The organism is Capnocytophaga gingivalis (genome assembly GCF_002302415.1).
In the GTDB taxonomy this organism is placed as follows: Bacteria; Bacteroidota; Bacteroidia; order Flavobacteriales; family Flavobacteriaceae; genus Capnocytophaga; species Capnocytophaga gingivalis.
In genome coordinates this window covers 2,430,763-2,453,818 of the sequence record NZ_CP022386.1, presented here as the reverse complement: position 1 = coordinate 2,453,818, position 23,056 = coordinate 2,430,763, and the positions used below count along the sequence as shown (strand labels likewise).

The 23,056-nt window shown below is 40.8% G+C and carries 24 protein-coding genes and 5 tRNA genes; 16 read left to right on the top strand and 13 right to left on the bottom strand.

The genetic code is table 11. The annotated features are described in order from the left end of the window. Window positions 1-85 precede the first annotated feature (85 nt). The 5 genes from CGC50_RS11640 to CGC50_RS11620 all read right to left on the bottom strand — a co-directional run bounded on the left by CGC50_RS11640 (window position 86) and on the right by CGC50_RS11620 (window position 4,439). Window positions 86-913, bottom strand: a complete 828-nt coding sequence (locus CGC50_RS11640) for a hypothetical protein (protein WP_002669580.1) — start codon at window positions 911-913, stop codon at window positions 86-88. A gap of 9 nt (window positions 914-922) precedes the next feature. Next, window positions 923-1,930, bottom strand: coding sequence for a hypothetical protein (locus tag CGC50_RS11635; protein WP_002669586.1), 1,008 nt, complete (start codon window positions 1,928-1,930; stop codon window positions 923-925). 93 nt (window positions 1,931-2,023) lie between these two features. Continuing rightward, window positions 2,024-2,974 (bottom strand): hypothetical protein, encoded by a 951-nt coding sequence (locus CGC50_RS11630; RefSeq protein WP_095911365.1) that lies wholly within the window; start codon window positions 2,972-2,974, stop codon window positions 2,024-2,026. Between the two features lie 14 nt (window positions 2,975-2,988). Next, window positions 2,989-3,960, bottom strand: coding sequence for a hypothetical protein (locus tag CGC50_RS11625; RefSeq protein ID WP_095910940.1), 972 nt, complete (start codon window positions 3,958-3,960; stop codon window positions 2,989-2,991). After that, a complete protein-coding gene (locus CGC50_RS11620) occupies window positions 3,957-4,439 on the bottom strand; it encodes a hypothetical protein (RefSeq protein WP_095910939.1) in 483 nt (160 codons plus the stop codon). Before CGC50_RS11620 ends, CGC50_RS11625 begins: the two co-directional genes overlap by 4 nt. 131 nt (window positions 4,440-4,570) lie before the next feature. Between CGC50_RS11620 and der the strand changes: the two genes are divergently transcribed. The 3 genes from der (at window position 4,571) to CGC50_RS11600 (ending at window position 8,440) form a co-directional block, all read left to right on the top strand. Further along, complete coding sequence (gene der / locus CGC50_RS11615) at window positions 4,571-5,875, top strand: ribosome biogenesis GTPase Der (protein WP_095910938.1); 1,305 nt, start codon at window positions 4,571-4,573, stop codon at window positions 5,873-5,875. Window positions 5,876-6,961: 1,086 nt separating this feature from the next. After that, on the top strand, window positions 6,962-8,038 hold the full coding sequence (locus CGC50_RS11605; protein ID WP_095910936.1) for a hypothetical protein: 1,077 nt from the start codon (window positions 6,962-6,964) through the stop codon (window positions 8,036-8,038). A 165-nt stretch (window positions 8,039-8,203) separates the two neighbouring features. Next, entirely contained in the window at window positions 8,204-8,440 is a 237-nt protein-coding gene (locus tag CGC50_RS11600; protein WP_095910935.1) for a hypothetical protein, read from the top strand. Here CGC50_RS11600 and rsmG read toward each other — a convergent pair. Then, entirely contained in the window at window positions 8,435-9,046 is a 612-nt protein-coding gene (gene rsmG, locus CGC50_RS11595; RefSeq protein WP_095910934.1) for a 16S rRNA (guanine(527)-N(7))-methyltransferase RsmG, read from the bottom strand. The genes CGC50_RS11600 and rsmG overlap by 6 nt on opposite strands. Before the next feature lie 176 nt (window positions 9,047-9,222). Between rsmG and rpmH the strand changes: the two genes are divergently transcribed. The 7 genes from rpmH (at window position 9,223) to CGC50_RS11560 (ending at window position 14,903) form a co-directional block, all read left to right on the top strand. Then, window positions 9,223-9,381, top strand: coding sequence for a 50S ribosomal protein L34 (gene rpmH, locus CGC50_RS11590; RefSeq protein WP_002669412.1), 159 nt, complete (start codon window positions 9,223-9,225; stop codon window positions 9,379-9,381). An 80-nt stretch (window positions 9,382-9,461) separates the two neighbouring features. Then, entirely contained in the window at window positions 9,462-10,682 is a 1,221-nt protein-coding gene (locus CGC50_RS11585) for an aminotransferase class V-fold PLP-dependent enzyme (protein ID WP_095910933.1), read from the top strand. 112 nt (window positions 10,683-10,794) lie between these two features. Then, a tRNA-Leu gene (locus CGC50_RS11580) sits at window positions 10,795-10,876 on the top strand. Between the two features lie 52 nt (window positions 10,877-10,928). After that, window positions 10,929-12,239 (top strand): tRNA lysidine(34) synthetase TilS, encoded by a 1,311-nt coding sequence (tilS, locus tag CGC50_RS11575; RefSeq protein WP_095910932.1) that lies wholly within the window; start codon window positions 10,929-10,931, stop codon window positions 12,237-12,239. Between the two features lie 13 nt (window positions 12,240-12,252). Beyond that, entirely contained in the window at window positions 12,253-13,098 is an 846-nt protein-coding gene (locus CGC50_RS11570; protein WP_095910931.1) for an endonuclease I family protein, read from the top strand. 77 nt (window positions 13,099-13,175) lie between these two features. Then, on the top strand, window positions 13,176-14,078 hold the full coding sequence (locus CGC50_RS11565) for an endonuclease I family protein (RefSeq protein ID WP_095910930.1): 903 nt from the start codon (window positions 13,176-13,178) through the stop codon (window positions 14,076-14,078). Window positions 14,079-14,114: 36 nt separating this feature from the next. Beyond that, window positions 14,115-14,903: an endonuclease I family protein gene (locus CGC50_RS11560; RefSeq protein ID WP_232781125.1), complete on the top strand. Its 789-nt coding sequence runs from the start codon at window positions 14,115-14,117 to the stop codon at window positions 14,901-14,903. Here CGC50_RS11560 and CGC50_RS11555 read toward each other — a convergent pair. The 5 genes from CGC50_RS11555 to CGC50_RS11535 form a co-directional block, all read right to left on the bottom strand. After that, window positions 14,854-15,450: a phosphatase PAP2 family protein gene (locus CGC50_RS11555; protein WP_095911364.1), complete on the bottom strand. Its 597-nt coding sequence runs from the start codon at window positions 15,448-15,450 to the stop codon at window positions 14,854-14,856. The two genes, CGC50_RS11560 and CGC50_RS11555, sit on opposite strands and share 50 nt — an antisense overlap. Window positions 15,451-15,513: 63 nt before the next feature. Continuing rightward, window positions 15,514-15,597 (bottom strand) — tRNA-Leu (locus CGC50_RS11550). A gap of 46 nt (window positions 15,598-15,643) precedes the next feature. Further along, window positions 15,644-15,716: transfer RNA gene (locus tag CGC50_RS11545), tRNA-Lys, on the bottom strand. Between the two features lie 15 nt (window positions 15,717-15,731). After that, window positions 15,732-15,804 (bottom strand) — tRNA-Lys (locus CGC50_RS11540). A gap of 38 nt (window positions 15,805-15,842) precedes the next feature. Further along, a tRNA-Lys gene (locus CGC50_RS11535) sits at window positions 15,843-15,915 on the bottom strand. Window positions 15,916-16,049: 134 nt separating this feature from the next. Between CGC50_RS11535 and CGC50_RS11530 the strand changes: the two genes are divergently transcribed. The 4 genes from CGC50_RS11530 to tpx all read left to right on the top strand — a co-directional run bounded on the left by CGC50_RS11530 (window position 16,050) and on the right by tpx (window position 18,779). After that, the gene (locus CGC50_RS11530) at window positions 16,050-16,571 is read left to right on the top strand and encodes a shikimate kinase (protein WP_095910929.1); all 522 of its coding nucleotides are present in this window, start codon (window positions 16,050-16,052) and stop codon (window positions 16,569-16,571) included. 70 nt (window positions 16,572-16,641) lie between these two features. After that, complete coding sequence (gene queA / locus CGC50_RS11525) at window positions 16,642-17,691, top strand: tRNA preQ1(34) S-adenosylmethionine ribosyltransferase-isomerase QueA (protein WP_002669509.1); 1,050 nt, start codon at window positions 16,642-16,644, stop codon at window positions 17,689-17,691. 3 nt (window positions 17,692-17,694) lie between these two features. Next, complete coding sequence (locus tag CGC50_RS11520) at window positions 17,695-18,189, top strand: thioredoxin family protein (protein ID WP_198541608.1); 495 nt, start codon at window positions 17,695-17,697, stop codon at window positions 18,187-18,189. 92 nt (window positions 18,190-18,281) lie between these two features. Further along, a complete protein-coding gene (gene tpx, locus CGC50_RS11515; RefSeq protein WP_095910927.1) occupies window positions 18,282-18,779 on the top strand; it encodes a thiol peroxidase in 498 nt (165 codons plus the stop codon). 175 nt (window positions 18,780-18,954) lie between these two features. On the opposite strand, the gene CGC50_RS11510 is transcribed toward tpx, so the two are convergent. Together CGC50_RS11510 and pyrH are read right to left on the bottom strand one after the other, a co-directional pair. Further along, window positions 18,955-19,899: a cation diffusion facilitator family transporter gene (locus CGC50_RS11510; protein WP_002669391.1), complete on the bottom strand. Its 945-nt coding sequence runs from the start codon at window positions 19,897-19,899 to the stop codon at window positions 18,955-18,957. Between the two features lie 93 nt (window positions 19,900-19,992). Then, window positions 19,993-20,697, bottom strand: coding sequence for a UMP kinase (gene pyrH / locus CGC50_RS11505; protein WP_095910926.1), 705 nt, complete (start codon window positions 20,695-20,697; stop codon window positions 19,993-19,995). 346 nt (window positions 20,698-21,043) lie between these two features. Between pyrH and bioA the strand changes: the two genes are divergently transcribed. Together bioA and CGC50_RS11495 are read left to right on the top strand one after the other, a co-directional pair. After that, complete coding sequence (gene bioA / locus CGC50_RS11500; protein WP_095910925.1) at window positions 21,044-22,333, top strand: adenosylmethionine--8-amino-7-oxononanoate transaminase; 1,290 nt, start codon at window positions 21,044-21,046, stop codon at window positions 22,331-22,333. A 6-nt stretch (window positions 22,334-22,339) separates the two neighbouring features. Beyond that, window positions 22,340-23,056, top strand: coding sequence for an SMUG2 DNA glycosylase family protein (locus tag CGC50_RS11495; protein WP_002669473.1), 717 nt, complete (start codon window positions 22,340-22,342; stop codon window positions 23,054-23,056).

The window sequence follows — 23,056 nt, the reverse complement described above, 5'->3', positions numbered from 1 at the left end:
TCAATGAGTTATAAAAACTAAGTTTCTTAAGATTGACGAGGCTTTAATGTTCGATTTTCAGTTTGTTGTAGGATGATTCCCTTTGTTAATACCCTTTGCGATAGGTAGTCTTACGCCTTTGCTTGAGCGGATCTCTGACTTTGGAGCGGAACATAGTGAGGAAAATTCTAACAATCACAATCACGAGTGATAAAGCAAAAAATATACAAATCGCTTGTATCCATAGGGGCAGATCCTTGGTAAGTGCCCCATAGATAAGTCCCGCACATAGCCCCATAGTCATAGTGAGAAACACCCCATAGAGCAACCCTTTGGCCAAATAATTACCATAATTCTTCATAGGCTTGTCCGTAAGATAGCCGTAAATTCCCCAATAAGCGAAAACTGCAATGACGAGAAATATAATCACCCCAATGGTTTTCACAACAATAAAGACATCTGTTACGATGATCTCATCTGTGGAAGCCTTATAGCGAATGTTATAAGAGGATTCTCCATTTACCTCAGCAGCAAAAGGCAATGCTCGTTCTAATTCCCGCCCTGATTCTATGGTAAAAGTAACCACGGGGGTACCCATTTCTACATATCTTGTGCGTTTATTTGAATCTTTTGTCTCGCTCATATAGGTGTTCTCATACCTTACCACCTGAGCGGTATAGGGCTTAAAGTCACTATCGGAAGCCAGCTGATAGAGTTCCTTCACAGTGCCTGCCCCTAAAAGCAGTATAAACGGGGTAAGCCCCACCAATAGGGAGATAGGCACCCAGATAAAGAAGGCGGTAAAACAACCCGCTTTTGCTTTATTTTTATCCTGAGCCTTACGGTTGCTTTTTCTAATAATCAGATAAGTAATTCCTACTGAAACCGCCAAAAACAGTAAGACAATGATTCTATTGAAAACTATTTCATCCATAAGTGATAATTATTGATATATCCTTCTTTTAGAAGGTTTTTCACATTCAGATACAAAAATGGTTTTAGGCTCTACCTTGAGCTTTTTAAGGTCTGTCTGATAACATTTGGGTTGTACAAAGTCAAACCTATAATACCCAATATCATTCAGGGTATCCTTGTAGATATTTTTATCCTTATCATACACTAAGAACTCCCAATTAACAGGCTCAGGATCTACAGTACCCTCTTTTATATTCATAAAAAACGCCTTAGGTTCTTCCAAATTGGAGATACTGAGAAAGTCGTTAAGCTCCTTATCCTCCGTCTTCTCCTTAGCAAATATAATTTTTTTGAGATCCTCTATAGGGATTTTATCAATCTTTTCTTTGAGTTCTCGTATATACTGTGTACTTCCCTCCACATCTCCCCAATTTAGGAAAAGCAAACACTCATGTCCTTCCTTGGTTACCAAGGCACCTACTCCATCTATCTGATATACTGAAGGTTTCTGATAAGAGATAAGAAAGTCATTATTATTCTGTAGATCAATTTGATAAGTATTTTTCAGCTCTCCCAAAAAGGGAGCAAAACTAAAGTCTTGTATATCCGTAATCAAAGAAAAGGAATTACCCATCTCTTTTCTTGAAAAGGTATGTATATAGCGAGAAGAAAGGCAATTGGGGTTGTCATTGAAAACTGAATAGGTTTTTCCATTCTCAAAGCGGATAAAATTCTCCCCATCTTCAAAATTGGCGAAGCGAATACGGACTTTATCTTTCCCAATAGAGTCATTTCGCTGCCCATACACGACAAATAGCGGTTCCTTCTTTGGCTTGAAGCGGATGATACCGTCCTTCTGAACCTCATAACTCCCTGGTACAGCTGTCATATAGCCCCAAAGGACAAATAATCTGTTAGGCAAGAGCATAATACCTCCTCCACGCCCTCTGTAATTGCCTGAAATATCTTTTTCTTGGGCATATACAAGGCTTCCTAAAGAAAAGAAAACCAGTAATAAAAGTATTTTTGTTTTCATGATATTAGTTTTAAAATTTTATCTTTCAACTATTTGCAATTACAATTTCTCTAAATATTAGCTAATTAGCCTTTATTTTTTTCTTTGGGAAGGTCATTCACACTCGGAGACAAAGATAGTTTTAGGTTCTACCTTGAGCTGCTTCGGGTCTGTGATACTTCCCTGTGTATTGACCTGTAAGTATAGCCTGGTTTCATCATCTTCAAAAGGTGCTGAGGCTTGAATCTCCCCTATCACTGTACCATCTTTCTTTAGGAAAACAAGTGCAGTAGGAGGCTCTATATTCTCTGCATAAAGGAAAGAGATAGACACCTGACTAATATCTTTAGGATTTTCTTTAGGGACGAAAAACCTTTTAAGATCCTCTTTAGGTACCTTCTTCAATCTTTCCTTAACCATTTTTAGCTCTTCCTCTGGCCATTTTCCTCTATGGAAAAAAGCCCCTTTCTCCCCTTCTATCTCCATAGGCACGAACACTATATCTGCTTTCAGATGGTTAAGTTCCTCATAGGAAATCAAGAAATCATTATACGCTCCCAAAGAAAATTGTAATGTATTCTTAATTCCCTCTCCCTCAAAGAAATAAGACGCTTTTTCATCATAGTATCCTATATGATGTATAAGGGTAAGCGTATTGCCTACCTCCTTTCTGTCAAAGGTATGTATATATTTGTAAGAAAAACAGTTAGGGTTATCATTGAACACACTATAAGTTTTTCCATTCTCATACTGAATATAGTTCTTCCCCTCTTCAAAATTGGCAAAACGAATACGCACCTTATCCTTCCCAATGGAATCATTATGATACCCATATACCAAGAACAAGGGTTCTCTCTGAGGCTTTAATAAGTAGACCCCATCGGGTCTCTTTTGGTAATAGCCACGAATAACCGTCATATAAGTCCAAGCGGCAAAAGTCTTATTCGGAAAAAGCATAATACCCGATTCGGGTTGCTTATAGCTCTCTATTAGCTTTCTGTCCTGAGCTGAAGAGCTGTTCGCTACGAAAAAGAAAGCCAGTAATAAAAGTATTTTTGTTTTCATAAGCATTTTAGTTATTATTCAGGAAACAATGGTGAGATTTTTATTTTTAGTTTTTTCATATCTATTTCTGATTTTTTTGTATCTATAAGATCATATTTGTGATATGTCCGATCTTGTTCTGCCTCTTTATATATATTTTTTTCCTTATCATAAGTAATTTCCCCCATATATTCATAGGGAGAGGTACCCTCTCTTTCATATTTTTCTCTAAATATAGTATTGGAATCCTCTATCCCTAATTGAGATTGTACCGTCTTCAACATTTCTTTTTCATTTTCATCTTTTTTTCTGATATAAATATAGTTTTTTATTTCTTTTAATGGTGTTTTTTCTATATTAGAGCGTATTTTTACAAGTGCTTCTTTATTCTTTTCTAAGGTTTCTTCTTCGTTCATTAAAAGAAGTATCTCCATTCCATCTTTATTGGTAAAAGCAGCTATACTTTCCCCTTGATATAGAGAATAACTATGACAGAAAACGATATAATCATTATAAGCTGGATTCATACCTACTTCATAAGCATTTTTTATACCTAAAAACTTCTTATTGTATTCTTCAAAGAGACTTTCCCCTATAAAAGTAATAGATTTCCCTACCTCTTTTCTATCAAAAATATGTACCAAATCATTCTCTTCGTTGGAAACAGAGTAATATCTTCCCCTCTCCAAGTGAATATAGTTCTTTCCCAGCTGAAAATTCACCAGCTCCACCCGTATTTTATCCTTGGATAAGTCCTTATCATTGCGCGCATAGACCAGAAAAAGCGGTTCTTTCTGAGGTTGCAACCATATCATCCCATCTTTTTGTACTTGGTAGTCTCCCTTTACCCCAGCCAAGGGATTCCATAGTAAGAACTTCTTATCAGAGAGCAAGAAAAGCCCCCACTTACGCCCTTGGTAGAAACCTTCAAGCTGGTTATTTTGAGCCTGTATAATAAAGCCTCCTAAAGAAAAGAAAGCCAGTAATAAAAGTATTTTTGTTTTCATAAAGGTAATGGATAACTAAGCAATCGAATATCAGTAATTATAGAAAGGGTAAATCCCTTAAAAAGAGGTGCTTTCGCCCAAGGAATGGCATAGCCAGCATCTACCCGTAACAAATTAAAGAGAGACAGTCCTACACGTGGAGTAATTGCCTCAGTGGAAAGAGAGACCCCATAGCCCAGCAACAGGTGATAGAACTCAGCCCCCACTTCAGGGACTACTTTATGAGAATCTCTGCTCGCAAAATGAACTCCTGCATAGAAGCCCCCGCCGCAAGCGATACAATCATTGTGGAGCATCAGCCCCGCAAAGTATGAACTCTTAGCATCGGCATAGGTATAAGCCAGCCTTGGGGTCAGGTTAATCATTCCCTGAAAACAATCACAGGAAGGTGGATACCTCCTTGGCGGAGTAATAACAAGGCTATCACTCTGAGCAAAACCTATATAAGAGAAGAAGAGAAAGAGAAAGTACTTTTTCATAATAATAAACCTTAAAAAACACTATGCTATAGCGCGACAAATATATGAAAAAATCCTGAAAAAGAAGAGAATTTTTCATGACTTTATTGCTATGTTTATTTTTTTGACTACCTTTGCAAAAAATATAACTAATGAGTGCCATTGTAGCCATTGTAGGACGCCCAAATGTAGGCAAATCCACTTTTTTCAACCGTCTTGTACAGCGCCGTGAGGCTATTGTAGATAGCATCAGTGGGGTGACCCGTGACCGCCATTATGGAAAGACCGACTGGAACGGACGTGATTTCTCCGTGATAGACACTGGGGGATATGTAGCCGGAGGCGATGACATATTCCAAAAAGAAATAGACAAGCAAGTAAACCTCGCCATAGAAGAAGCCGATGCCATTATCTTCCTAACAGATGTGGAGAGTGGTATCATGGGTACCGATGAGGAGATTGCCCAGCTGCTACGCCGTAGCAAAAAACCTACTTTCCTGGCAGTGAACAAGGTAGATAATACCAAGCGCGCTATTGATGCCAATGAGTTCTATGCCTTAGGATTTGAGGAGATCTTCCCTATCTCCAGTGTCAATGGTAGTGGTACAGGCGAGCTCTTGGATGCCGTAGTCAAAGTACTCCCTGAGGAGGAAAAAGTGGAGGAAGAGCCCCTACCCCGCTTTGCCGTAGTGGGACGCCCCAATGCGGGAAAATCGTCCTTTATCAATGCTCTTATAGGGGAGGATCGCTATATCGTTACTGATATAGCTGGCACCACCCGTGATGCTATTGATACGCGCTACAATCGCTTTGGCTTTGAGTTCAACTTGGTGGATACCGCAGGGATACGCCGCAAAGCAAAAGTCAAAGAAGACTTGGAGTTCTACTCGGTGATGCGCTCAGTACGCGCCATAGAACACTCCGATGTATGCCTACTCTTGGTGGATGCTACTCGTGGCTTCGAGGGACAAGATGCCAATATCTTTTGGCTGGCACAGCGCAACAAAAAAGGAGTGGTTATCCTGGTCAATAAATGGGACTTGGTAGAGAAAGATACCCATACCACCAAGCATTTTGAGGAAGGGATTCGCAAGATCATCGCCCCCTTCACCGATGTGCCTATCATCTTTATCTCTGCCCTAACCAAGCAACGTATCTACAAAGCGATAGAAAAAGCAGTAGAGGTGTATAACAATCGTAGCCAGCGTATCAAAACCTCGGTACTAAATGAGTATATGCTCCCTATCATCGAGGCTACTCCTCCACCGGCTACCAAAGGAAAATATATCAAGATCAAGTATTGTATGCAATTGCCTACTGACCTGCCTCAGTTTGTCTTTTTTGCGAACCTTCCCCAATATATCAAGGATCCTTACCGCCGCTTTGTGGAGAACAAGCTCAGAGAGAAGTTTAACTTCGAAGGGGTACCTTTGGATATTTTCTTTAGAGAAAAGTAGAGAGTTTTGAGTTTTGAATTTTGAATTTTGAGGTTTGGGTAAAAAGTGAACAAGAAAAATAAAATGAGTAAGAAAACTTATTTTGCAATGATTAATGAAGCTATACAACAAGAGGGAAAAAAGTAACTATTGAAGAACTTAGGCAAAGATATTTAAAATAATGAAAGAGGAAATAGAGTTAGAAAAGGAAAAATATACATTTGAAGAAACTAAAAAATTTCTTGATCATTTAGAGATTTTAAAAATCTCTAACAAAATAAAATAGGATAAAAAATATGAGAATTATTTTGTTCATCATTTTAGTCCTTGTATTTTATATCTTATCGATAGTAATGTACAAGAAATATCATGGCAAGAAATTACTATTCTATTATCTTGCATGCCTTTTAGGTGCATGCATAATGTATATGCTTAGTTTAGTTCTAGTCGCAAAGTATAGTACGGAAATGATGGATGTTTGCCATGATTTCTACAATTCTATACTTGTTATTATTATGACAAATTTAATAATCATTATAATGGAAGCTCTTGTAAGTTTCCTCATTAAGTTTATGATGAGTTTCCATGTAAAATACAATGGTTTTGTTATGAATGATGAACGTATTCAAGTAATAGATAAGTTCAAATCCTTATTCATAAAATGGGGTAGAATCCTTTATCTAACAGGGTGTATAATTTTAATTACAGGATGTATGTTTAGTTAAAGGAGGTTCCTACTGTTTATTGTAAAACTCTCATTATAGAAACGATTTATGAAAGATATAAATAATTTAAGTTTCGCAAGTCGTTTTTAGGTTATTATAAATATTGTAAATAATTAATAATCAGTTGTTTGTAAAAAACCTCCCCCCACCCCCTCCAAAGGGAAAGTCCGCGAAAGCGGAGTATGTGTCTTTAAGGGCGTTAAAATAGCCTAATTTGTTGTCATATTGGAAAAATTTTTCTTCTATAACTTATTGAGCCTCTACTACTTACTACCCCCTCAAGGGGGGATAGCTAGCGAGTGTCCACAGCTGGGTATGTGAGGGGATGTTTTGAGAATCAGTAAGTTATAGAACTTGCGAAACTTAAATAAATAATAAAGAAATGTTTCCCATCCAACAATCTTATTCAAAAGAAGAACAGATTAAGCGTTATTGGAAATGTAACTATACAGCTGCAGAATCACAATTAGCGTATTGGATTCTGCTACCTAAGGACGTAAAACCTGTACAGATTAAAAAGCAACCTATAGAAGGACTTGACATTAATAATATCGGGCAATATGTTAGTGTTGACAAAACCTGTTCGATGTTAGAGGTCTCCGTATATTATGAACATTGTTGGTATGAAATGAACGCAGCAGATTGGCTTGTTAAAAAACTTGATCTGATGGGAGAAAACATTCTTCACTACAGGAAAATTAATGGGACTTCAACAGGAACTTATGCTGATATTCTCACGTCAAAGAAAACAAATAAAGGTGAGAGTGTAATATCTCGCTTTTCTGTACTAAAAGACTATGATCCTGATTTTTCAGGAGCTAATTATTTTATGGCAAAAGCATCTTGCTTTAAAGAAGATTATCAAGGAAGGATGTTGGATATGCTCCAAATCACAAATAATTGGGATTTGATAAACAAGACGAATTGGAACATGGCAGAAAATTTACAACCCTTTAGTTTCAACTTCAAACAAAATAATTTCACATTTTATTTCCCAACATCATGGAAGATGTTCAAGGACAGCAATCATGATAATTTGTCCGCCCAATCTATTCGTTTTCTTCTTAAGCATGAAGACGAAGGAAAGAATATAGGTGTAGTCAATATATATTTGTATGCGAAGACAAGCAAAGAAAATTTTGAAAGCATCACCTCGAACATAGAAACACGTTTAAAAAACATATCAGAATTTGAATGCAAAATACAAAAAAAGGTAGCTGATAATATTCTAAATCCAAAATTAGAAAAAGCATGGTACATTCAAGGAGATTTAGAATACCCTGAAAAACAATTCAGAGCTTTTCTCATGTCATATCTTATACAAAGTAATAGCGGCATCTGTTATATTGAATCAATTGGACCAAGACCCAGCTTAAATAATTATTATTGGGAAGCAGGCAAACGATGTATAGAGTTAATAGTCGAATCATTCAATAACTTGGATTTCTCCAAGGAATAGAATTTGTAAAAGGCTCTTATCCGAGGTATTGATTGTAACGACCTCCTTTACTATCATATTTCATCAATTTGGAGTTTTTAATAATACCAGCTGTGTCTATTTCTTACAACTCCATCACCGCCTGTGTTGGTAATGTACAAGTTCCGGAGGAGAACACGAGTGAAAATGGTAGTGTATATAAAGTGTCAGGAGAAACAGACGCCATTGGTAAAGATATTCCTTTCTCCTGCTCCTTATATCAAACCCACTGAAGTGATTTGTGAAGGAGCACAACGAGAAGTTTTCGACCTTATACAAGAAATCACTTTTTCAGACAATACATTGATTCTAAAAGGAATCTGCAAAGAAAACCAATACTGGATGGAGTACTATATCACAGAGGATCAATGGGTATTACTATAGATATACCACTTTTTTTGTCTCAAAAAAATCCTCCTCAAAGACCTCAGAAAGGTTATAAACAGTAGCAGAAGGGAAAGCCGCCAATTCCTCGGTAAGATCGCCCCCTTTTAGGTAGAGGATTCCTCGCTTATCGCCCTTATGGGTTACAGGCTTGAGCAGATGCTTGGTGAACTTGTAGAAGTCAGCCATTTGGGTCACAGCACGGCTTACAATATAGTCATATTGCCCTGTAAGAGTCTCTACACGAGCCTGCTGGTAGGTGACATTGGAAAGAGACAAAGCAGAGGCTACTTCCTCTACCACCTTGATCTTCTTACCTATGGAATCCACCAAGTGGAAAGACACCTCTGGATAGAGAATTGCCAAGGGAATCCCTGGGAAACCTCCCCCTGTACCTACGTCCAAGACCTTTTGCCCTGCCGAAAGAAGGTGAATCTTGGCAATCCCTAAGGAATGAAGCAGGTGATGAAGAACAAAGTGTTCCATATCCTTACGAGAAATCACATTAATACGGGCGTTCCACTCCTTATACAGGCTTACAGCCTGAGTATATTGAGCCACTTGTGTAGGGGTAAGTTCAGGAAAATACTTGAGTAACAACTCCATAAAGACAAAGTATTAAGAGTGCCAAAAGTAGCATAATATTTCCAATCCTACAAATTTTCAAGAAAGATTTTAAAAATATTTGTACATTCCAAAAAATAATAGTACCTTTGCCCCGCTTTCTTTTATGGGAGCTTTATCAAGTAAACGTTTAATTTAAGATATTAATATTCAATCCGATGAAAAGAACATTTCAACCTTCCAAGAGAAAAAGAAGAAATAAACACGGCTTCAGAGAACGTATGGCTACGGCGAACGGACGTAAAGTATTGGCACGTCGTAGAGCTAAAGGAAGAAAAAAACTTACTGTTTCCTCTGAACCAAGACATAAGAAATAATGTTTATAACTTTCTGTAACAAGTAAGGTGCCATCTGACTATAGATAGCACCTTTTTACTTTTTTCTTATTATTTATTTTATGAAATCTATCGCAGAAATTCGCCGTGATTTCCCTATCTTAGAGAGAAAGATAGGAGGTAATCCCTTAGTATATTTTGACAATGGAGCGACCTGTCAAAAGCCCCAACAGGTAATCGATAGTATAGTACAGTACTATACCACCTACAATGCCAATATCCACCGAGGGGTGCATACCCTCAGCCAAGAGGCTACAGAAGCTTATGAGACAGCCCGCAAGAAGCTCCAAAAGCATATCAATGCCGCCAAACCCTATGAGGTACTTTTCACCAGTGGCACCACCGAGGGAATCAACTTGGTAGCTACCTGCCTGACCCCTTTTGTAAAGGCTGGAGAAGAGATCTTGGTACTGACCACTGAGCACCATAGCAACATTGTCCCTTGGCAGCTACTTGCTCAGCGTACAGGAGCTGTGGTACGCCCCATTCCTGTGGACAAGGAGGGTATGATCGTGATGGAGGATTTCAAAGCGATGCTCTCAGAACGCACCAAGGTAGTGAGCTGTCAGCATGTATCCAATGCCTTGGGCAATGTACACCCTGTCAAAGAAATCATCCACTTAGCCCACAGCGTGGGAGCTGTTGTCCTTATCGATGGTGCCCAGAGCTGTCCACACTTTTCCATAGATGTACAAGACTTAGATGCAGACTTCTACGCCGCCTCTGGACACAAAATGTATGCTCCTACAGGCATTGGTTTTCTCTATGGAAAGGAAACCTGGCTTGAGAAGCTCCCTCCCTACAAAGGCGGAGGTGATATGATCAAGACCGTCTGCTTTGAAGAGACAACCTACGCCGACCTCCCCTATAAGTTAGAGGCAGGAACCCCGAATATATGTGGAGGAATCGCCTATGGAGTTGCCATAGACTATATGCATTCCTTAGGTATGGCCGATATTGCTGCTTATGAGCACAAACTGCTGAAGTATGCCCATGAGCAGATCCAAGGCTTGGGCGGCATCACCATCTATGGTACCCATGATCTGGATCGCAAAGCTGGTGTCATCTCCTTCAATGTAGAGGGTGCCCATCCTTACGATGTAGGAACACTCCTTGACCAGATGGGCATAGCCGTGCGTACAGGTCATCACTGCGCCCAACCTGTGATGGATTTTTATCACATCCCAGGGACTATACGCGCCAGCTTCGCCGTTTATAATACCCTTGAAGAAGTTGACCGCTTAGTTACAGGTCTTCAGAAAGCTATGAAAATGCTTTTATAATACTCCTAACTACTTAGTAATAAACAACTTTTGAAATTTTTTAAAAAATAATTGATTTTTGCTTGCCAATTCAAAAAATAGTTGTAACTTTGCCCTGTCTTAAAAATCGCACGCGGGTGTGGTGAAATTGGTAGACACGCCAGACTTAGGATCTGGTGCCGTGAGGTGTGTAGGTTCGAGTCCTATCACCCGCACTAAGCTCTCAGAACTTCTCTGAGAGCTTTTTTATTATAGTCCTCTTCGAGCATGATAAACGCTTTTGAAACACATCTTCAGCAACACTTCCCCCTGCTATGGCAAAAAAGAATCATCTTGGCCATCAGCGCAGGGATAGATAGTGTTGTATTGGCACACCTACTCCATGAGCTGGGGATACCCTTCCTTATGGCACATTGTAACTTCCAACTTCGGGGAGAAGAGAGTGAAGGTGACCAACACTTTGTAGAGACCCTTGCCAAGGAACTCTTAGTACCTATTGCCATCAAGCGCTTTGAGACCAAGACCTATGGCAAGGCACATGGCCTAAATACTCAGCTGGCCGCACGGGTACTACGCTATGAGTGGTTCGAAACCCTACGTCAGGAACAAGGATATGACTATATTCTTACTGCACATCAGGCGAATGATTCCTGGGAGACCTTCCTTATCAATACCTCCCGTGGCAGCGGACTAAAAGGACTTTTGGGCATTCCCGCTGAGAACGCTCATGTGCTTCGTCCTTTGCTCCCCTTCTCCAGAGAAGAAATTCTTGCCTTTGCCCAAGAGAGAGGTATCTGCTGGAGAGAAGATAGCTCTAATGGCTCTGACGCCTATACTCGCAACAAGATACGGCATCACCTCTCCCCTATTCTCAAGGAAATACACCCTAATTTCTTTAAGAATTTCGAAAAAACACAAAACCTCCTACAACTTTCCTATGACTTCCTTCAAGAGAGTGTAGCACAATACCGAAAGGAATGGTTCATAATGGGGCAACCTATTGTCTTTGAAGTAGAAAAACTCAGAGATCACCCTCACAGACGTTTTCTACTATATGAACTCCTCTCCCCTTACGGATTTGGAGATACTGAGATTTTGGAACGATTTTTGCGAGCCTCTACAGGGCGGCAACTAAGCTCAGACACCCATCGCCTACTCTCCAACAGAGGGCAATGGTTGATAAGTCCTAAAGAAATAGATACAGAAACAAGCTATTCTATTGCAGAGGATATGGAAGAACTTAGCTACCCCATAGCCCTAAGAATCGGCTCTACCAAAGCCATAGAGAGAGGGCTTGCTGATACCCTATTCTTGGACAGAGACAAGATACAGTTTCCCCTGCACTTACGCAAGCGAAAAGAAGGAGACTTATTCTATCCGCAAGGAATGGGGGGAAAGCGAAAGACCCTACGCAAGTATTTCAAAGATGAGAAGTACTCCCTTTATGACAAGGAAAACCAGTGGCTGCTTACCGATGCTACCGATCAAATCCTTTGGGTCATAGGCAAGCGTGCCGACGAAAGATTCTTAGCGATAGAAGAAACAAAAAATATCCTGCAAATATCCATCACTTTTTAAAAAACAACTATTTATGAAGAAGATACTCCTTATCCTATCCTTTGCGTCCTTACTTCTCTCTTGTAAAGGGGAAGACCTAAGCCAAAACCCTAACGATCCCTACAAGGAGATAGAGACTCTTGAGCGAGAAAAAGAGAAAGAGCGCCCACAGGTACCCCAAACCTATCAGGAGATCAGAGTACCCAATAAGCTCAAATACTATTACCAAAGCATTAATTTTTCCCAAAGAGGTGAAGCCCTCAAGGAGGATTTAGCTATCCTTACCATAAGCAAACATACCCGTATTTTAGACTATCTACAGCGCCATCCTTATCTGAAGAAAGCCGATGAAGACCTGAACAATCCAGAAAATGTAATTGTCGTATATACAGGTGAATCCCGAGAGAAAAGCCATATCAACCGTTCGGTGAATACTGAGCATATATACCCACAGAGTTACCTAAAAAAATACAGTAACCCTGAACGCCCTATAGGAGACCTACACCACTTGCGCTACTGTGATGGTAATATAAATAGCCAAAGGAGTAACCTCCCCTTCGGCAAAGGAGAGAAAGAAGCTAAAATAGTCAGCAACGGTAAGGCTTGGTACCCTTCCGACGCGTACCGAGGAGATGTAGCCCGTATGATTATGTATATGTACCTAAGGTATAACCTTCCTTGGAATCATGTAAGCAATCAGGGAGTAAGTCTCTTCCTTATGTGGAATGCACAAGATCCAGTATCCCCCTTAGAACTTCAGCGCAACAATGAGATAGAAACAGCGCAGGGCAATCGCAACCCTTTTATAGACAATCCCTACTTAGCCACTCTTATTTTCGGAGAAGTGACGGGGTATACTCCAGAAAATACTTGGAAATAAAAACTCTTTTTCCTTGCCTAAATGGATAAAAAATTGTATCTTTGTCCTACTGAAAAGATAACCTAAAAAAGTAACTTATGAAAAAAGTATTTATCCAACTTTCTTTGGCCTTAGCTCTTATAGCTTGTAGTGGTGAGAGTATTGAGGATAGGCTCATAGAAAAGCCTCAAACACCTCAGGAGACACCTAAAACGCCCGAAACACCTAAGAAACCGGAAACACCGGAAACGCCTAAGCAACCTGAAACTCCAGAGACTCCTAAGCAACCTGAAACCCCAGAAACGCCTAAGCAGCCTGACAACCCTTCAAAGGAGACAGGAGAAATCAAGGTACCTCTGAAGCTAAAAGCCTACTATCTGGGGGTGGATTTCACTAAAACAGGGAATGCCTTCAGAGATGAATTGGCTGCTCATACCATAAAGAAACACCATACTTTCTTAGGGTATGGTCAGCGTAATCAGTACCTCTCTAAAGCAGATGCCGATCCCGCTCATAGAGGAAATGCAATCCTCCTATACACAGGAGAGAGTCGTAACTATTATGCTAGCACTGTAAATACAGAGCATGTCTTTCCTCAAAGTAAACTCTCCAATGCAGGACAACAAAAAGGAGACCTACATCACTTACGTGCTTGTGACAAAAATGTCAACAGCACTCGTGGAAACCTTCCTTTTACCCAAGGAAGTGGGCGTGCTCGCAAGGTAGGAGGTGGCTGGTATCCTTCGGATGAGTTCAAAGGAGATGTAGCTCGTATGGTAATGTATATGAATCTACACTACAACTTACCTTGGGATAGGATAAGCACCGATGGAGTAAAGCTGATGCTCCGATGGAATGCCGAAGATCCTGTATCTGCACTGGAGCAACAGCGCAACAATGTCATAGAAGAAGCTCAGGGCAACCGCAATCCTTTTATAGACAATCCTTATTTGGCTACCAAAATATGGGGTGGCAATCCTGCTGAAAACACTTGGAAATAACTTAATGAGGGGGCTTTTTATAGCTCCCTTTTTCTTATGAGACTAATACCACTGATTCTACTTACCTTCCTGAATGTGCTCTCCTATGGGCAGCACACCCTTTCCTCCTATGAGCCTATTATAGTTCCCAAAAAGCTCAAATATTACTACCAAAATGTCGATTTTTCTAAAAGAGGAGAAGCTCTCAAGGAAGAATTGGCAGTGCTTACTATTGTAAAACACACCCACATTCTTCCCTATAGCAAGCGACATCCCTTTCTGGAGAAAGCTAATGCAGACCCAAAGAAAACAGGCAACCTTTTGCTTATGTATACAGGAGAGAGTCGCTCAAAGGAATTTGTTCAGAAAAGAGGAAATCCAGAAGGCACTATCAATACCGAACACATCTACCCACAAAGCTACATCAAGAGACTTAGTCATAGTACAGAAGAACCCTTGGGAGACTTACACCACCTACAATATGCCGATAGGAGTAAAAATTCCTCACGAGGGAACCTACCTTTTGGTGCGGGAAAAGGACAAGCAGGCAGGGTTTTTCAAAGGAAAGCATGGTATCCGTCCGATGACTATCGTGGTGATGTGGCACGTATGGTGCTGTACATGAATCTGAGATATAATCTACCTTGTGAGCAAGTAAGTGTGGGAGGGATTTCTCTCTTACTCAAGTGGAATGCTGAAGATCCTATATCAGTTTTAGAAATACAGCGCAACAATGAGATAGAAGCAGCGCAGGGCAATCGGAATCCTTTTATCGACAATCCCTACTTAGCCACTCTTATTTTTGGAGAGGTTGAGGGGTATACTGTGGAGAATCTTTGGAGATAAGTCTTTGCTCATTTTTCCTATAGAGCCAGTAGCCTATATGAGCCGTGGTGATTCCCACCAAAAGCCCCACTAATATATCTGTAGGGAAATGTACCCCTAAGTACAATCGGCTATAAGCATAGGGAATAGGCCATAGAAAGAGCCAAAAAGCCACCTTCATACGTTTTCTAAAGACAAGATACAAAAAAGTGGTCAAGGCAAAACTATTGCTAGTATGTCCTGAGAAGAAGCTATACCCCCTTTCTGTCAGGAGGATACGGAGCTGAGGGATCAACTCTGGGGTATGTAGTGGGCGTAAGCGAGCTACCAGTTCCTTAGTAGTATTGGTAATGAGTACTGTAAAGAGAAGAGTTCCTATAGCATAACCAAAGATACGCCATGCTTTTTTTTTCTCAAAGAAATAGAAATTAGCCCATAGGATAAGTGCAAAGAAAGGCACCCAATGCCAAGCATTAGTAATAGCTAACCAGAAAGCATCCCAAGGGATAGACCCTGTCTGATTAATGGCTACCAGTAGTTGATAATCCTGTTGTAAGAGATCCTTCAAGGGCAAGAGAATTATAAGGTGAGTATAACAAAAAATCCCTGAGCTAAAGCTCAAGGACTTCCGTGCCTACGACTGGATTCGAACCAGCACGCCCTAACGAGCACCACCCCCTCAAGATGGCGAGTCTACCAATTTCTCCACGTAGGCAAAATAAAACCCAATATTACTTTTAGCTACAACAACTAAAATATAGTGACCCGGGTGGGCCTCGAACCCACGACCCCAACATTAAGAGTGTCGTGCTCTGCCAACTGAGCTACCGAGTCATAAAATCTTCTGTGTGACCTGGCTGGGGCTCGAACCCAGGACCCCAACATTAAAAGTGTTGTGCTCTACCAACTGAGCTACCAAGTCGCCGCGTAAAATTTAAAATCTCTCAAAATGAAAAAATGTGACCTGGCTGGGGCTCGAACCCAGGACCCCAACATTAAAAGTGTTGTGCTCTACCAACTGAGCTACCAAGTCCTAAACTATCTCCTAAATAAGGATTTTAATGCGGGTGCAAAATTACGGATTTTTTCGATATAAACAAGCAAAAAAATGATTATTTTTGCATTTTATTTTTGCACATATCGCAACACGCTATTACACTGATATTTATGAGTAAAAAAATTATTCTTTTAGGATACATGGGTTGTGGAAAATCGACCATAGGAGCCCATATAGCGACCTCTCTTTCGCTTCCTTTTCAGGATTTGGATGTTTTTATAGCCGAGCAAGAGGGAAAAAGTATCCCAGAAATCTTCCAAGAGAAAGGAGAAATCTACTTCAGGCGACAAGAGCAAGAACACCTCAAGAGACTACTTGCCCTCCCCTACCCTATGGTGGTCGCCTTAGGCGGAGGCACTCCCTGCTATGGCAAGGCGATGGAGCTGGTTCGAGAGGCGACTCCCTATAGCTTCTACTTACAACTGCCTGCCAAGGAGCTCGTGGCACGACTGTCCCTGCAACAGGAACAGCGCCCGCTTATCAGAGGAATTGCCAAGGAAAATTTGGAAGAATTTGTCAATATTCACCTCTTCGAACGGGCAGCTTTCTACACACAAGCAGCCTTTGTGATACCCTGCCTAGGACTTTCTGTAGAAGAGATTGAGGAGAAAATCCGTCAAAAAATAAAATAATTCACAAAACACTTGACAACCTCTGTTAAATATCGTACCTTTGCAGGCTTAATGTTATTGACCTATAACGATGAAATTATCTAGCTTTAACTTCAACCTACCTAAGGAACTCCTTGCCGAATACCCCAGTGAGAATCGTGATGAAGCACGCCTTATGGTCGTTCACCGTAAAACAGGAGAAATAGAACACCGTCTGTTCAAGGACGTAATCGAATATTTCGATGATGGAGATGTATTTGTACTGAACAATACCAAAGTATTCCCTGCCCGCCTATACGGACATAAGGAAAAAACCAATGCTAAGATTGAGGTTTTCCTCCTTCGCGAACTTAACAAAGAACAACGCTTATGGGATGTCCTAGTAGACCCTGCGCGAAAAATACGTATTGGAAACAAGCTGTTTTTCGATCCTGAGGAAGAATTGGTAGCTGAGGTGATTGACAATACTACTTCTCGTGGGCGTACACTTCGCTTTCTCTTCGATGGATCCTACGAGGGCTTCCGCAACAAACTCTTAGAACTGGGGCATACCCCACTCCCTAAGTATATCTCTCGTCCTGTAGAGCCCGAAGATGAGGAGCGCTACCAGACTATCTATGCCAAATACGAAGGAGCTGTAGCAGCACCTACTGCTGGACTACACTTCTCGAAACAGCTGATGAAGCGTCTTGAGATCAAGGGAATCAACTTTGCTGAACTTACCTTACATATAGGTCTGGGTACCTTCAACCCTGTAGAGGTAGAAGACCTCTCCAAGCACAAGATGGACAGTGAGGAGATTATTATCCCTCAGGAGGCTTGCCAGGTAGTGAACAAAGCTAAGGAAGCGGGCAAGCGTGTATGTGCTGTAGGAACAACAGTGATGCGTGCCATGGAGAGTTCCGTATCCTCACACAACACTCTGAATCCTTTCATTGGGTGGACGAATAAGTTCATCTTCCCTCCTTATGATTTTGGTGTTGCCAATGCAATGATTACCAACTTCCACACCCCTAAATCCACCCTACTAATGATGGTTTCCGCCTTTGCTGGACACGAACTCATCATGGATGCATACGAGGAAGCTGTCAAAGAAAAATACAAATTCTTCTCCTACGGAGATGCAATGCTTATTATATAATTGATGAAACAATTATTTCTTATAGCCCTTTTGTGTATAGGGCAACCCTTTATCTGGGGGCAGACCCAAGCAGAAGAAGTAGCCAAAGAAAAGGCAGCACTACCCAAACCCTATAATACAGAGGAAGATGGGCTTGCCAAAATAGAAGAACTGCTTGTCGAGTGCCAGAAACAAAACAAAAAACTCCTAATCCAGATTGGGGGTAATTGGTGTGTATGGTGCCTACGGTTCAATCATTTGGTTACCACTGACAAAGAATTGAAGAAGATTTTAGATAAGAAATACATTTACTATCATCTGAATTATTCTCCTGAAAATAAGAATGAAAAAGCCTTTGCCAAGTATGGAAACCCAGGAGAAAAATACGGATATCCTGCTTTTTTAATTCTTGACAAACATGGAAATCTTCTTGCTACCCGAAAGACAGAAGACATGGAAGAAAGTAAAGGCTATGACCGTATCAAGGTAAAAAAATTCTTACAAGGACGCCTCAACTAATCACTCTGATTTTTAACGTTTATTTTAAGATAAAAAAGTATTTTATTTTACAATAAATATGTACCTTTGTACCCTAATAAAAAATTATTTTTATGGCAAAAATAACATTTCATAATGAACCTGCTACTACTGCAGGAGAACTGCCTAAAGTAGGCAGTATAGCAGCCAATTTTGTTGCTGTAGGGAAAGATCTAAAAGAAAAATCTCTTTCCGATTACCAAGGACAACGTATAGTGCTTAACATATTCCCCAGTGTAGACACTGGAGTATGTGCTGCTTCTGTAAGACGCTTCAATGAGGAAGCAGGCAAGCTTAGCAACACAAAAGTGCTTTGTATCTCAAAAGACCTACCTTTTGCTATGGCTCGCTTCTGTGGCGCAGAAGGGCTTACCAATGTAGAAGTACTTTCTGATTTCCGTGGAGATTTTTCCAAAAAATATCCTGTAGAACTTTTGGATACTCCACTAAAGGGCTTACTCTCTCGTGTTGTCATTGTATTGGATGAAGAGTATAGAGTTATCTATACCGAACAGGTAGAGGAAATCACCGACGAACCTGATTACAAAGCTGCTTTAGAAGCCTTGAAATAATATAGTCAATCATATTTAGGTTGCGAATAAATAGAACAAGAGATTAATTCTTTATTTGCTCTTTTTCAAGGGCGAATTGCCATTCGCCCCTACACCTGCTCACGCTAATTTTTCGCAAACCATTTCTGTTTGACTATAATTAAAAATAGAGGGAGCTCATTAAGCTCCCTCTATTTTAATCTTTATGCTGGTAGCAACTACAGGTAGTATCTCCACAGCAGAAAGTGCTAGCATCTATCTCCAGAGTAGTATGCTGTATCCCTTCATGAAAAAGGGTATGCTTGAGCTGTTTCTTTATCTCCATAAAATCCTCCAAGGACACCCCTTCTTCTACCACCAAGTGGGCTGTTAGGGCATTCTCCGAGCTACTAAGTGCCCATATGTGCACATGATGTACGGAGGATATCTTAGGGTGCTTGAGCAGCACCTCCTGTATATGCTCATTGGAAAGCTGGTGAGGAACTCCATCCAAAATCAGCTTGATACTTTCCTTCAGAAGAGACCATGTAGAGAAAAGGATCACAAAAGCAATAACAAAACTAATGATTGGGTCTATTATATTCCAGCCTGTAAAGGAGATTATAGCTCCAGAGACAATAACTCCAAAGGAAACTAAAGCATCTACCAATAAATGTAAGAAAGCCCCCTTAATATTAATATCGTCCTTCTGTCCTTTATAAAAAAGGAAAGCAGAAAGCCCATTGATCAGTATCCCTATCAGTGCCGTGATAATAATCATAACGCCCTGCATCTGAGGAGGGTGGGAAAAGCGTTCAATACTCTCCACCCCTATCTTAATAACAATCAAGCAGAGAATTACTGCATTGACAAACGAGGCCAAGATAGAAGCCTTCTTATATCCATAGGTATAGAGCTTGGTAGCACCACTCTGAGCTAACTTCATTCCCAATAGAGAAATGATAAGAGTTGCCACATCACTCAGGTTATGGCTGGCATCGGAGAGTAAGGCTAAGGAGTTGATTCTAATTCCTATGACAAACTCTATCAGGGTATAGAGGGCATTGGCTCCTATACCTACATAAAAGGCCTGATTGATACGTTTCAGATCAGGTACATGATGATGGTGGTGACCATGATGGTCATGTTCATGATGTTCCATTGTATAGTAATCAGTGAGCAGTGAGCAGAGGTCAGTAGCTATTCGAGTTCATTTGCTTGGCTACATTCTTCGCTTTTCACTCTTGATTCTTCATTAATTAACGATGGTTCCGACGGCTTCTCCTGCCACTACTTTTGCTAAATTGCCTTTTTTGTTCATATCAAAAACGATGATAGGTAAGTGGTTTTCTTGACTAAGTGTAAAGGCAGTCATATCCATTACCTTAAGATTCTTGTCTATAGCTTCTGTGAAAGTAATATGATCATACTTAGTAGCGTCTGGATCTTTCTCTGGATCAGCAGTATAGATACCATCTACACGGGTACCCTTTAGGATCACATCGGCATTGATTTCTATGGCGCGGAGTACTGCTGCCGAATCGGTAGTAAAGTAAGGATTTCCTGTACCAGCCCCAAAGATAACCACACGACCTTTCTCCAAGTGGCGTACTGCTCTACGGCGGATAAATGGCTCAGCGATAGCCTCCATGGTAATGGCTGTCTGTAAGCGAGTAAGCACCCCCTCGTCCTCCAAGGCACTTTGTAGCGCTAAGGAGTTGATCACCGTTGCGAGCATCCCCATATAGTCGCCTTGTACTCTATCCATACCATTACTAGCACCGGCTACTCCTCGGAAGATATTCCCTCCACCTATGACCACTGCTATTTCAGCTCCTTGTGCTACCACTTGTTTGATTTCTATGGCATATTCCTTCAATCGTGCAGGATCTATCCCATGCTGACGGTTGCCCATAAGGGCTTCTCCACTTAACTTAAGGAGGATTCTTTTATATTTCATTTGGTTACTTTTTTCATTAAGGGTTATAGAACTATAGGGTTATCGCTAACTACCCTTCTTCATTCCTTGAATTTGATTGGACAAAGGTACAACATCTTTGTAAGATAACCAAAAAAATATAAGCCAATTTGCTAATTAGCCAATTGACAAATGTGTTAATTGGCTAATCAGCTCATCGACTTATCAACTAAAAATCATTAGAAACTATGGAAGAAAGTAGCATCGCCTTGGGTGGTACTGAGTACCTTGATTTTTTGAAGAAGAAAAATACATTAGAGAGTTCAAAAAAATAAATCACAAAAAACACTTCCATTTTCCAATAAATTCTTACCTTTGCCTAAAAAAGATGACACTTTCTGAAAAAGACCAACAATATCTTTGGCACGCCTATACCCAACACAAAACCAGCGACACCCCTATTGCTATTACCAAGGGAAAAGATGCCCTACTGTGGGATGAGAATGGCAATACTTATATAGATGCTATTGCCTCATGGTGGGTCAACCCCTACGGGCATAGCAACGAACGCTTGGCCAAGAAGGCCTATGAGCAGCTCACCTCTTTAGAGCATGTGCTTTTCGGGGGCTTTACCCACCAGCCTGCTTGTGACTTGGCAGAAGCTCTTTTGAAGATCTTACCTAAGAACCAGAGCAAGGTCTTCTTCTCCGACAATGGTTCCACTGCTGTAGAAGTAGCTGTAAAGATTGCCCTACAGTATTACTATAACCAAGGAGAGAAACGTACCACCTTTATCGCCTTTGAAGAAGCTTTCCATGGGGATACTTTTGCAGCGATGGCTGTATCGGGTATTTCCCTATATACCACTGCTTTTCAGGGGCAGCTCTTGGACGTAGTGCGTATCCCTATTCCTGAGAAAGGCAAAGAAGAGGCTTGCAAGAAGCGCCTCTTGGAAATACTCTCTCAGGAGAAGTGTGCAGGTTTTATCTTTGAACCCTTAGTGATGGGAGCCGCAGGTATGCGTATGTATGCCCCAGAGGTATTGGATGAGCTTATCCAAATCTGTCGTGAGCATCAGGTACTGACCATAGCCGATGAAGTGATGACAGGCTTTGGGAAAACAGGGAAAAACTTTGCTTGTGATTACCTGAAGGAAATGCCCGATATGATTTGTCTCTCAAAAGCACTCACAGGGGGAACTATTCCGCTTTCAGTAACCACCACCACTGAGGCTATTTATCAGGCTTTCTATAGTGATGATATCAGCAAAGCGCTCTTCCACGGACATACCTTTATGGCCAATCCTACGGGCTGTGCGATAGCCTTGGAGAGCCTTAAGATTCTTGCAGAAGAAGAAATGCAGGACAACCTCAAGCGTATCCATGCCAAGCATGTAGCCTTTGCTGCCAAAATGGACAAACATCCTAAGGTAGCACGTACTCGCACGCTGGGGGTTATCTTTGCTATGGATCTGAAAGTACCCGATACAGGAGAGTATTATGGAACTATTCGTAACGAACTCTATCGGTTTTACATCGACCATGGTGTAATCCTACGCCCTGTATACCATACCATTTATATATTACCCCCTTACATCATGACTGACAAACAGCTCGATAGAGTGTATGAAGTAGTAGAAGAAAGTATCACCCATCTTAGTAAAAAAGGATTGTTATAACAGCCTATGAAGCAAGTACCTACTAAAATATCCCCACCCCTTAGCATAGGACAACGTATCATCGCTTTCAACAAAGGCTTACAGTACACAGGCAGCCTTCCTGAGGGTTTTGCAGTGCTGAATCCCTATTTAGACAATCCAGAAACCCTAGAGGTGATGACTGCTTTTTATAATAGGTTCTATCATGATGAGGCACCGCGCAAGTTTATCATTGGAATCAATCCCAGCCGGCACGGGGCGGGGGTTACAGGGGTACCCTTCACTGACACCAAGCACTTGGAGAGTGATTGTGGCATTCGCATGCAGTCGGCACGTACTCACGAGGTCTCCTCAGTATTCGTCTATGATATGATAGCTCAATATGGTGGAGTGGAGGCTTTTTACAAAGATTATTACATCAACTCTCCCTTTCCGTTGGCCATTGTTCGCCGAAATGCACAAGGGAATTGGCTCAATGCCAACTATTACGATGACTCTGAGCTCTTTACCCTCACACGAGAGTATATGATAGAGACCCTCAAGAAACATATAGCCTTGGGGCTTGATACCCAAAAAGTATATGTCTTAGGCAAGAAAAATGCTACTTTTTTAGAAAAACTCAACAAAGAAGCCTCTCTGTTTGAGAAAATGGTAGTTTTGGAACACCCTCGCTATATAGAACAATATAAATCCAAGGAAAAACAACTCTATATAGACAAGTTTATCACCTTATTAAAAACCTGA